This is a genomic window from Chitinophaga sp. (assembly GCF_036569125.1).
In the GTDB taxonomy this organism is placed as follows: Bacteria; Bacteroidota; Bacteroidia; order Chitinophagales; family Chitinophagaceae; genus Chitinophaga.
In genome coordinates this window covers 1-10,452 of record NZ_DATCRF010000318.1, presented here as the reverse complement: position 1 = coordinate 10,452, position 10,452 = coordinate 1, and the positions used below count along the sequence as shown (strand labels likewise).

The window sequence follows — 10,452 nt, the reverse complement described above, 5'->3', positions numbered from 1 at the left end:
TCCCGATATTTTGCTGCCCGTCGGCCACGATCAGGGCAGAGGCTTTTTCCGGTCCGTAATCGATCCGTTTGGGAGTGGCCAGCAGCACGGCATTGGCGGCAAGGTGCAGCTCAACGCCGGTTTTAATTTCAATTACTCCTGTAACAAACTTACCGGCAGGCACCAATACCCGTCCGCCGCCATTAGCGCTGGCTTTATCTATTGCGCTTTGTATGGCCGTTGTGTTGTTGGTTTTGCCATCGGCTTTGGCGCCATAGGCTGTTATATTGTATGTCTTTTGCTGTGCTGCAAGCTGGAATGTACTAAAGGAAAGGATCAGGGATATAAGTGTCCCATTTTTAAAAATCTTCATATAATGTTGCTCTGGAAAGACAAGATACATTTTACGCGGGATATTTTACCATCGCTTCCCTTGAACCGCGGATTTGGAAAGATGGCAGTAAATTCGTAATTAGGGATAACGGCATTTCCCCACAATATGAAAAAATTCCTGTTCAGTCTTATGATCGTGCTGGCGGTGCTGGATCTGGCAGCACAATCCGGGCCGGAGATTATTACTACCCATACTGAGAAAGAGGTGATACCAGAAGGGATCACGATAAACCCGGCTAGCGGTACCATCTATGTAAGCAGTATTGCTTTAAAGAAGATCATTGCAGTTGATAATGACGGATCGCACAAAGATCTCATCAAAAGCGGCCAGGATGGGTTTCTGGAAGGACTTGGAATGAAGATAGATCCTGAAGCACAATGGTTATGGGTAGTGTCAAATAAAAAACAAAACGATGAGTACCTGTCCTGCGTGCATGCTTTTGATCTGAAGACAGGAGCAGTAAAGCAAAAGTATCTCCTTAAAGATACAGCCCGCCATTTGTTCAATGACCTGATCCTTCACCCCGACGGCAAGGTATATATAACGGATACCTATGATTCCTCTCTTTATGAAGTGGATCCGGTAAAGCAAAAACTAAGTGTGTTTGTGAAGGATCCGCTTATAGCCTGGCCCAATGGGATCACTTACAATGCAAATGGTAAAGTGTACATTGCTACGTATAGTCATGGGTTAATGCAGCTGGATCTTCCGTCAAAAAAGCTGGCGCCCTTAAAAGGGTATACAGATTCCACAAAGGCGTATAATCTTGATGGACTGGTGTTTTGGAACAACAACATCATTGGTGTGTATAACGGCGCTGAAACCAATAAGGGCAATGCGGTTGTGCAATATTCGCTGAATAATGACGGTGATGAAATTGTAAGCGAAAAGATCATTGATAAGGGAAATGAGCTGTTTCATGATCCCACTACTGCCGCGATCCTGGAAAATAAATTGTACGTGCTGGCCAACAGCTACCTGGGAGAATATAATGCAAACAAAGAATCCGCTGAAGGGATTTCAGATCAGCTGGGACCTGTAACCATCCTCGTTTATGAGCTAAGCAAAAATGTGAAAAAATAAGTATCTTTAAGTAACCCCAAATAAATGAAAAATATCACCGATCAAAACGGCCTGATTGTCATTGCCGATATTGATGCAAATAAGCTCAGCATCCTTTGCAATGAGCTGCAGCTGCTCCACACCGCCATTATTAATAAAGCAGATCATCCCTTCGGGAAAATTAAAGGCATTCACTTTGCCCGGTTTGTTATTTTCCCCGATCCGTTAAGTGCACAGCCTCCCGGACAGCTTTTCAGGCTGGTGTATTCCGGCACCTATGATGGACCGCTGGATGCTTATTTACAGGCGATGACAGCCGGGGAAACTATCTCTCCCTTTCAAAGGATCTTCTCCTGCTGTAAGGATTATGATCCAGCTATGCCTCCTGCTACTGCTATCACCACTTTTATAAAAGGGCATACGCAGCGGGTGAATGCCTACTATTCCGGGTACCGGGGATTGTCTACTGATATGATCGGTAAAGAAGCGGAGATCTATACCCTTATACAGCAATTTCTCCGGGAAAGAACATTCGCTGCTACCGATGATCCTAAGTTTATAAAACAGGAAATAGTACAGTACCTCCATCAGCAGGCGCCTGGTTATAACGATATTAAGGCGGTGCCGCTGCCTTATATAAAGCCGGTGTATGCCGGTTTACTGATAGCGCTTTTATTAATAGGGGTGCTCGTGCTTGCAGGCATTGTACATCTTTATCTCCTGGCAGCATTCGTAGTGCTGATTGCCGGCATTGTATTTTATTTAAGACGGCTTGAACAAACAGCGCCCGAATTGCCGGATACGGAACAGGAGGTAGCGGCGGTTCCATCTCTTACAAAAGATGAAGATTTTTATGCGCAGAATCAATTGTCGCACCTGGTTGCCATTAGCCCGGGCGGGTTCAGGCTGGGTGTATTAAGAGCCGTGCTTTGGCTGATCAACCTGTTGGCAAAATACAGCTTCAATAAAGGGGCATTAGGCGGCATCTCTACTATTCATTTCGCAGGATGGTCTATCCTGGAAAAGGAGCGGACCTTGTTGTTCTTCAGCAATTTCGATGGCAGCTGGGAAAATTACCTGAGTGATTTTGTAGACCGGGCAGCAGTTGGCCTTACCGGCGTATGGAGCAATACCGTCAATTTTCCCCGCACCAGCTGGCTGGTTTTTAAGGGAGCGGCCGATGAAGAACGTTTCAAGAACTGGACCCGGAAATACCAGATCCACACGCAGGTGTGGTACAGCGCTTTTGAAGAGCTAACGGTTAAGAATATATGGCGGAATCATCGCATTGCACTTGGATTGAACCAGGAAATGAATGACATGCAAACAAAACAATGGCTAAACCTTTTATAGTTATGCAATACCCCAAAATAGCGTTTAACGATATACAGGGCCTGCTTATCAGGTCATATAGCTTTCTGCCGGAGGCTTGTTATGTAATGCTGCAGTTCACTGAACAGGCGCAGGTGCGCGCCTTTCTGGCGGATCTGTTACCGGATATTACACGCGCCAGCCATAAACGGCCGGACCTTGCTTTTCATATAGCATTTACAAATACAGGGATCGCCCGGTTGATACCGCAGGAACAGCTGATCACGGGCTTTGCCCCGGAATTTACAGAGGGATTAAACACGAAGACCCGGAGCCGCATCCTGGGAGATTTTGATACCAATGCACCGGAGAAATGGTATTGGGGAGGCGATCATAATCCCCGGGTAGATGCGGTGCTGATGATCTTTGCAAAGGACAGCGCCGCGCTGGAAAACAAATACCAGGATACTATAGAGAAATTACAACGTTATAACATTACCGAAGTTACGCGCCTGAACACAATGAATATTGGCAGCAAAGAACATTTTGGCTTTGAAGATGGGATCATGAACCCTTTGGTTGCCGGTGTGGGTGGTATTAATGCACGTTATAAAGCGGAGGAGGAGCAGAACGTAGTTATGCCCGGTGAATTTATATTGGGGTATCCGAATGAATATGAAAAATTTCCTTTAAGCCCCAGGGTTAAGACAGGGGAGAAGGATGTTTTCGATATAGGCCGGAACGGCAGCTATATGGTGTTCCGGCAGCTGGAGCAGGATGTAAAGGTGTTCTGGGAATTTATCTTTCGCTTATCCGAAAATGATCCGCATCTGCAGGGCATGGGCCCGGAATTAATAGCTGCTAAAATAATGGGCCGGCGCCTGAATGGTGAGCCATTGGCGCCAGCCGCTGAAGGAGACCTCAAAAACTTCTTTTTTGCCGCAAATGATAAGGATGGCTTTCATTGCCCTATTGGCTCGCATATCCGCAAGTCAAATCCCCGGGATGGGATAGATGATGATCCCGGGTTATCTGTAAAGATGGTGAAGAAGCATAAAATACTCAGAAGGGGCCGGGCATTTGGCGCGCCCTTATCGCCGGATTTCGATCCTGCAACGATGCGTGCATCAGAAAATAATGATAAAAGAGGATTGTATTTTATTTGCTTTAATGCACAGATCAACCGGCAGTTTGAGTTTATTCAAAATGCCTGGTGTAATAATAATAAGTTTGATGGTTTGAATGATGATATAGATCCTATTGTTGGATTTCCTTTCAGGGAGACGGCTTTCAGGAACAGCGCCTTTACCATACAGGGCTGCCCGGTAAGAAAGAAAATAAATGATATACCCCAGTTTGTGTTTGTGCGGGGCGGCGCTTATTTTTTTATGCCGGGCATGGAGGCATTGAAATACCTGGCAAACGCAACCGGCTTATAGGATGCTGTTCTGTAAAAAAGTGATCTGCGCCAGGTGATGATCGTCATGTTCTGCCACAAAGTAGGCCAGGTCAATGATCTTCATGGGTGTGCCCAGCCTGGGGTGTTTAGCGGCTTTGTCCAGGTCTGCATCTTTCAAGGCCTTTAAAAGTTGTACTAAATATTGCCGGTGGGTGCTGAAGTCGGCTATCAATGCAGCAAGCTCCCTTTCATCATGATCTGCTTCATGGGTTTTAGTATTTGTAAGATCTGCCTTTTTAAGATCCGGCTCCCCGGCAATAATTTCTTTTGCCCTTTCCAGCCAAAGCGGTTCAAGATCGATCAGGTGGCCAATTTCCCGCTTAATGCTCCATTTATGATCTTTTGAAACAGAGAGGATGGTTTGGCTGACCTGTTTCATTTTTTCAGTCAGCCTGGCAGGGGTGCCTTCAAGCCTTTCAATAATACAGGGAAGGATGCCATTGTCCTCGATAGGAGGGAATTTGCGATCAAACCAGTTGGTACGTTTCATAATTGGGTAGTGATTTTTTATTCTTCCGGGATAAATGCGATGGCATCTATTTCGATCAAATAGTTAGGATTTGCCAGGGCTGCAACAAAAAAACCGGTAACGGCAGGCGGATTTGCCACATGGCCCAAAAATTTCTGGGAAGCCTGAAAGGCACGATAAAGATCCTGCCCCTGAACAATGTGGATGGATAATTTTATAAGGTTGTCAAAAGTTGCTCCACAGGCTGAAAGTGCTGTTTGTAAATTCTTCATTACCTGCTCTGTTTGTCCGGTAATGTCGCCCTTGCCAACTATTTCTCCCTGCGCATTTACAGCATCCTGCCCGCCAATATAAATAGTTTTTCCTTTTCCATGTGTGGTCACAAGCTGTGAAAATGCAGGGTTTTTTGAAAGTCCGTCCGGATTGATGTATTGTACCTGGTTGCTCATTGTTTGTTGTTTATGAGTTATGGATTGGGAGGTGTGCTGTTATTGATTCAGGCTCTCAAATGTAAGCAATAATCTTATGTATACAGGGTAAGCAACGACCGGTTATGAGCAATCTAATCTAGTGTACGATTAAATACAATCCAGTGCTTCTCCTTACGCCCGGCTTCCGCAACAAACCATCAGGTGTGCCATTTGCATTGCTGCCTGATCTTTTATATCTTTTGCGGCGGATCCTGAAGTAATTAGCTATGCTTATATCTCCATTGAATAACCAATTCGTACATCGCTTAAAGAATATTATAATCATAATATGGGTTTGTTGCTGGTTATCGCCTGCTGTTGCACAAAAAAGGCCCAATGTGGTGATCTTCATTGCTGATGATCTGAATCAACAGGATGTGGGATGTTATGGTAATACCGATGTGAAAACACCCAACATGGACCAGCTGGCTGCTGAAGGCATGCGGTTTAACCGTGCATATGCAGCATCGCCCATTTGCACACCTTCCAGGAGCGCTATGTTCACCGGCCTTTATCCATTCCGCAATGGTTCGCAAATGAATCATTTCACAGTAAGGCCCAATACAGCGAATTTACCCCGGTTCCTGCAGCAGCTGGGCTACCGCGTGGTGATCTCCGGTAAAACAGACATCTTTCCTTTACATAATTTTCCGTTTGAAAGAATTGGGGAGGAGTTCGGGCGATACCTGCCGATCGAAAACCGGCTGGACCGTAAAAAAGAAACGATTCAAATGATCGGGGATCATTTTAAGAGCCACCCGGAACAGCCCATCTGCCTGATTGTTGCGCCCTGGGTGCCCCATGTGCCATGGTTTCCGAACCGGGACTTTGATCCCGGGAACTTAAAGCTCCCGCATTACCTTGCTGACACCAAAGCCACCCGCAAAGCGCTGGCCGCCTATTATCAAAGCATCGGAGAGGCCGATAAAATGTTAGGAGAGGTGCTGCAGGCCATTGATAAAGCCGGTCAGAAGAGCAGTACTGCTGTGATGTTTTTATCAGATCAGGGAGCGCAGTTCCCTTCAGCAAAATGGTCGGTATATGATCAGGGTTTAAGAGTGCCGCTGATCGTGAGATGGCCTGGAAAAGTTACACCGGGCTCCGTTTCAGATGCGCTGGTGTCACTGGTTGATCTGACGCCTACCTTAATCGATCTTGGAGGCGGAGCGGAGCATAATGAACTGGATGGAGCATCCTTTAAAAATGTATTGCTCAATAAAAAGAAAAGCCATCATCAGTACATTTTTGCAGAAACATCTATGGAGCCGCATTTCTGGTACAATTACACGCCTTCGCGGACTATCATTACCGGTGACGGCTTCCATTATATCAAAAACTATCATCCGGGTGTGCGTTTTATTACGCATATAGATAAGGTGGAGCAGAACGAATTTTATTTTGACAGCTGGATTGCAGCTGCCCAAACGGATCCCAGAACTAAATTCCTGCTGGACCGCTACAGCTATCATCCGCCGGAGGAGCTCTTTAACCTGGCTACAGACCGTGATGAGTTTAAAAACCTGGTAGCCGATCCTGCTTATCACAGTAAATTGAGTGAGCTGGAACTGCTGCTTGATAAAGAGCTGAAGCGACAGGGTGAAACAAATGAAATGATCCTGGAAGGGCCATTGCCTGCATTTTCTGATCAGAGCTATACCATCCGGCAGGGGAGTAGCGCTGCTGATCTTTCCTTTAATAAAAAGCGCTGGAACCCTGACACACTGATCATAACAGCTTATTTAGATGGCCTTAACCAGGGTGGTGTAGTGTGCGACTATTTTTCAAATTTCAAATTATACGCTTATCAGCATAAAATAGGGCTGGTACTGGCCGACGGCACTGAAATAGCAAGCAAACAAATTCCGGTGAGTCAGGGGCAGCTGGTTTTTAGCTTGTCTGCAAAAGGCACGCTGGAACTGCGGTTTGATCAGCAAACTATTTTAAAGCAGGAGTTGAAGGGCGATCTCACAAAAATTAAAAGCGGGTATGTAACGTGTGGTAAGATCCAGGGGGAGGAGCTTAAAGGCAAGCTTCAGACCTACCAGGGAAAGATCACAGACCTACGTTTTACGATGAATGAATTATCAGGAACGCCATAAGCAAACACTTTCATTTTTCAAATTTGATCGCACTTACCAGAATGATCAGAAAAAAGAGCAGCAGCTGAATGATATAGAACCTATCCAGGTTGGCCCTTACGTGCACAGCACGTTGAACAAAGTCCGGGAAACCCTCATAGGCCATACTTCTTAACCGGGTGCCTTGCTTATTGCCCACGAGCATTCCGTTTAAGACTAATAAGAGCACCAGGGCTATTTTTATTTTGAACCATAGTTGGTCCCACCAAATGCCCTTTAGCATTAAGAACATGCCAGCTCCCGTGAGGATTAATATTGCCGCACCTGCCCTGACAAAGCTTCCATAACCAGACATTAATGGAAGCAGGTTGAAAGCTTTGTTGTCGTTGTGGTCTATCAGCCGGCAGAACGTTTTGAAAGTGAAGAAATCTATTATAGTTGTACCTGCCATAATTGTAAGCCCGGTTAAATGGAATGCCAGCAGGATCCGTAGCATGAGATGTGTTTTCATAACTTATATTTTTGGCTTGTTAACCTTATAAAGTAAATGATCAATGGTATTGCAATAATTCCCTGCATTATTCCGGTTATCTCAAAGAAAAAATTGTCAGGCATTTCATAAGTTCCCCGCGGATACAATTTTTCCATGCTGCTTCCGGGAAAACCACTGAAGAAAAGTATATTTTTCAGCACATGATTATATAATCCTTCAAAGATCCCGATCAGGATAATGGCGGCCAGTAAGGTAATGATCCAGTATAACCAGAATGCCCAGGGTTTGGCTGCTGCCAGACGGCTCAGGATGAGTGTAACAACCAGTACGGGAATACTGAACAGCAGTACATGCAAACGCCAGGATGTATGATAGGCGATTGCACCATACACGTGATGAACGGAGGTTAAGCACATTAGCATAACACTGAAAAGTGTTACCTTCCTTAACTCATGATTTAATAGATCCGGCATAATAATTCTATGTTTGTGGAAGCAAAATTATATTGCCGGTATAACACGGTCAATAAGTTACCAGACAGTAACTATCAACTTATAATCTTTCATGAATTATGGAAACAAATGGATACGATACTTATTCCTGTCCTGTTGGAAGAACCATTGAGCTGATCAGCGGCAGATGGAAGCCTATTATCCTGTACCTGATCCAGCACGGTATTAACCGGTTTGGAGCGTTGCAAAAGAAAATGCCGAAGATCAGTAGAAAAGTATTGACAGAGCAGCTACGCGATTTAGAGAAACAGGGGCTTATTAACCGTGATGTAAGGGTAAGCAAACATCCCCAGGAAGTATTTTATAGCTTAACAGATACCGGGTTATCACTGAGGGCGCTGATCGACCAGATCTTTGATTGGGGAACCGCTAATTTACTGGATGAAGCTTCCCAAACAATAGCCAGATCACTGCTGCTTGCCCGGGCCGAAAAATGAATTATGTACCGCTTACTACCAGCCCGTAGCAAAAAGATTACGGGCGCCTTTGATGCCACAGTGCTGGTATTTATTGTACGCCTGTGCTACTTTTTCATGGATGGCTGCAGTGTCTTCATCCAGCAGCCAGGCGTCTATCATAGCGTCCAGCGTATAGGCTTCGGGGGAGAGCAGGTGAGTGGTCCAGATCAGCGGCTGTGCGCCGGTTCTTTTGACAGCTTCGTAGAAGTAGGGTTTACTGGCACAGGCAAATATAGCTACCTGTCTTGATCGTTTATTTACCGGTGAAGGAGTTTCCGCCAGCTGGAAATCCATCAACCCGTTATGCCCTACAAAGCAGATAAGCTGCGCACTGCCTCCTGCTTGTACCACCGGTTCGTTGAGCGCTACCGGTTGTTTGCCGGCTGCATAATCGAGGAAGGTGGTAATGGTTTGTTTCATATGGGCGCCATTGTACGCGTCGGCCACCAGGTAACAGTTTTTACTATTGTGTTTGAACACAAGGCGTTCGTAAATATTTGCCGAAGGATTGGCTATAGCGCGTACCAGCTTCCAATCCGGTTGTTTTTTCAGGAAGGTGCTGACACCATATCCGCAGCCCCAGTAGAGATTATTGGCAGGATCCTGCCCATTGCCGATGCGGGCCGGTACTTTTACAATGCCCTGGTATTGATTGTCGCAGAGCGCCACCAGTACATGAATGGTTTTGGTTTGAGCAGAAAGGAGCTGTGCGCAACAAAGGCAGGTGAAAAGGATCATCAGGCGCATGCGGGTAGTTTTCTAATAGATGCTGCTTTATGCTGATTCCATAAAACAAAAACCTCTCTAAGCATTTAGAGAGGTTTTTATAATGCCACGGGGCTATTAAAATTCTATGATTAATTGATCTTCACCAGCTGCTCTTTCGTTTTTTCATCAACATTTTTGATGTCGATAATATCCAGCGTAGCTACACCTTGTGGTTTTAAGGTCTTGTAGATCTGTTTCTCGCCAGGACTTACTTTCCACATACCACCGGTTAACGGATCTACTATCAGCATACCAATGGCGCCGCCGATTACAATATTTCCAAAGTACCAGCCATTCAGCCTGAAATGAATAGGCACTGTCAGGTCCTGATGCCCGGCTTTAGAGAACTTTACAGTATACTCCGCCGGAGAGAAGTAACCTGCGCCGGATTTCAGCCGTACCTCCGTTGGTGTGTGACCGTTAAAGACCTCCTTGCCTTTTTTGTCGGTGATCACCACCTGGGCATCGTCGGGACTGGAATTTACTACGAAGGTATGCCGGGAACCTCCAAAAATAGTTGCACAGGAAGAAAAGGTAAGTGCAGCCACAACGGCGCAACAGCACATTAGAAGTGCTTTTTTCATGGTAAAGGGATTTGTTTAAGGTTAAATGTTGACAGTAATGATTAACAGTTATAGTTGACTGCGCCGAAGATAGAATTCATTTACCCGTTTAGCAAAACACAAACGTGCTATTTACTTTATATGGGAGGAGGGGCGAACATACCGGTGAAGCAGCGCTGCTGCCAGCAAAAGGCTGCAGCAGGAGATCAATCCGCTGGTGCGGGCTGCCCAGGCGATGTTCCGCGGTCCGCCGCTGGCCATGGCGCCAAAAACAGCTACACCAAGCGCGCCTGCCGCCTGCCGTATGGTGTTGAGAATAGCGGATGCTGTTCCGCTCCTGTTCTTTTCCACGCTGGAAAGAATGCCGGTAGTCATGGCCGGCACTGCGATGCCCATGCCCATGGGGATGATAAGAAAAGGAATAAACAAGTGCAGG

General features: G+C 45.8%; 12 protein-coding genes and 1 pseudogene. 5 read left to right on the top strand and 8 right to left on the bottom strand.

Translation table 11 applies throughout. The features are described 5' to 3' along the window. A partial coding sequence (locus VIM87_RS11950) for a glycosyl hydrolase family 28-related protein (protein ID WP_331997214.1) occupies positions 1-352 on the bottom strand: 352 nt, incomplete at its 3' end. Positions 353-478: 126 nt separating this feature from the next. On the opposite strand from VIM87_RS11950, the gene VIM87_RS11945 reads away from it, so the two are divergent. From VIM87_RS11945 to VIM87_RS11935, 3 genes are read left to right on the top strand one after another with little or no spacing between them, the layout of a single operon-like run. Next, positions 479-1,456 carry an SMP-30/gluconolactonase/LRE family protein gene (locus VIM87_RS11945; protein WP_331997213.1) on the top strand — a complete coding sequence of 326 codons (978 nt, stop codon included), beginning with the start codon at positions 479-481 and terminating at the stop codon, positions 1,454-1,456. Between the two features lie 24 nt (positions 1,457-1,480). Beyond that, positions 1,481-2,788: a hypothetical protein gene (locus tag VIM87_RS11940; RefSeq protein WP_331997212.1), complete on the top strand. Its 1,308-nt coding sequence runs from the start codon at positions 1,481-1,483 to the stop codon at positions 2,786-2,788. Between the two features lie 2 nt (positions 2,789-2,790). Continuing rightward, a complete protein-coding gene (locus tag VIM87_RS11935) occupies positions 2,791-4,185 on the top strand; it encodes a Dyp-type peroxidase (RefSeq protein WP_331997211.1) in 1,395 nt (464 codons plus the stop codon). On the opposite strand, the gene VIM87_RS11930 is transcribed toward VIM87_RS11935, so the two are convergent. Then, a complete protein-coding gene (locus tag VIM87_RS11930) occupies positions 4,180-4,695 on the bottom strand; it encodes a DinB family protein (protein ID WP_331997210.1) in 516 nt (171 codons plus the stop codon). The genes VIM87_RS11935 and VIM87_RS11930 overlap by 6 nt on opposite strands. Before the next feature lie 17 nt (positions 4,696-4,712). After that, the gene (locus VIM87_RS11925; RefSeq protein ID WP_331997209.1) at positions 4,713-5,123 is read right to left on the bottom strand and encodes a RidA family protein; all 411 of its coding nucleotides are present in this window, start codon (positions 5,121-5,123) and stop codon (positions 4,713-4,715) included. Positions 5,124-5,482: 359 nt separating this feature from the next. Between VIM87_RS11925 and VIM87_RS11920 the strand changes: the two genes are divergently transcribed. Then, positions 5,483-7,243 (top strand): sulfatase, encoded by a 1,761-nt coding sequence (locus VIM87_RS11920; RefSeq protein ID WP_331997208.1) that lies wholly within the window; start codon positions 5,483-5,485, stop codon positions 7,241-7,243. A gap of 10 nt (positions 7,244-7,253) precedes the next feature. On the opposite strand, the gene VIM87_RS11915 is transcribed toward VIM87_RS11920, so the two are convergent. Both VIM87_RS11915 and VIM87_RS11910 read right to left on the bottom strand, forming a co-directional pair. Then, on the bottom strand, positions 7,254-7,733 hold the full coding sequence (locus VIM87_RS11915; protein ID WP_331997207.1) for a hypothetical protein: 480 nt from the start codon (positions 7,731-7,733) through the stop codon (positions 7,254-7,256). Beyond that, positions 7,730-8,107 (bottom strand): hypothetical protein, encoded by a 378-nt coding sequence (locus VIM87_RS11910; RefSeq protein ID WP_331997206.1) that lies wholly within the window; start codon positions 8,105-8,107, stop codon positions 7,730-7,732. Before VIM87_RS11910 ends, VIM87_RS11915 begins: the two co-directional genes overlap by 4 nt. 179 nt (positions 8,108-8,286) lie before the next feature. Here VIM87_RS11910 and VIM87_RS11905 point away from each other — a divergent pair, with 179 nt between their 5' ends. Then, positions 8,287-8,664, top strand: a complete 378-nt coding sequence (locus VIM87_RS11905) for a helix-turn-helix domain-containing protein (RefSeq protein ID WP_331997205.1) — start codon at positions 8,287-8,289, stop codon at positions 8,662-8,664. 15 nt (positions 8,665-8,679) lie between these two features. On the opposite strand, the gene VIM87_RS11900 is transcribed toward VIM87_RS11905, so the two are convergent. From VIM87_RS11900 to VIM87_RS11890, 3 genes and pseudogenes are all read right to left on the bottom strand, one after another. Continuing rightward, a complete protein-coding gene (locus VIM87_RS11900; RefSeq protein WP_331997204.1) occupies positions 8,680-9,432 on the bottom strand; it encodes a hypothetical protein in 753 nt (250 codons plus the stop codon). Between the two features lie 110 nt (positions 9,433-9,542). Further along, on the bottom strand, positions 9,543-10,037 hold the full coding sequence (locus tag VIM87_RS11895) for a hypothetical protein (RefSeq protein WP_331997203.1): 495 nt from the start codon (positions 10,035-10,037) through the stop codon (positions 9,543-9,545). Between the two features lie 111 nt (positions 10,038-10,148). After that, positions 10,149-10,452 (bottom strand): annotated as a pseudogene (locus VIM87_RS11890) (hypothetical protein); the annotation flags it as partial.

Excerpts from the sequence above, each read along its gene's own strand:
- VIM87_RS11945 (WP_331997213.1), top strand. The coding sequence starts at position 479 with ATGAAAAAATTCCTGTTCAGTCTTATGATCGTGCTGGCGGTGCTGGAT.
- VIM87_RS11940 (WP_331997212.1), top strand. The coding sequence starts at position 1,481 with ATGAAAAATATCACCGATCAAAACGGCCTGATTGTCATTGCCGATATT.
- VIM87_RS11935 (WP_331997211.1), top strand. The coding sequence starts at position 2,791 with ATGCAATACCCCAAAATAGCGTTTAACGATATACAGGGCCTGCTTATC.
- VIM87_RS11930 (WP_331997210.1), bottom strand. The coding sequence starts at position 4,695 with ATGAAACGTACCAACTGGTTTGATCGCAAATTCCCTCCTATCGAGGAC.
- VIM87_RS11925 (WP_331997209.1), bottom strand. The coding sequence starts at position 5,123 with ATGAGCAACCAGGTACAATACATCAATCCGGACGGACTTTCAAAAAAC.
- VIM87_RS11915 (WP_331997207.1), bottom strand. The coding sequence starts at position 7,733 with ATGAAAACACATCTCATGCTACGGATCCTGCTGGCATTCCATTTAACC.
- VIM87_RS11905 (WP_331997205.1), top strand. The coding sequence starts at position 8,287 with ATGGAAACAAATGGATACGATACTTATTCCTGTCCTGTTGGAAGAACC.
- VIM87_RS11900 (WP_331997204.1), bottom strand. The coding sequence starts at position 9,432 with ATGCGCCTGATGATCCTTTTCACCTGCCTTTGTTGCGCACAGCTCCTT.
- VIM87_RS11895 (WP_331997203.1), bottom strand. The coding sequence starts at position 10,037 with ATGAAAAAAGCACTTCTAATGTGCTGTTGCGCCGTTGTGGCTGCACTT.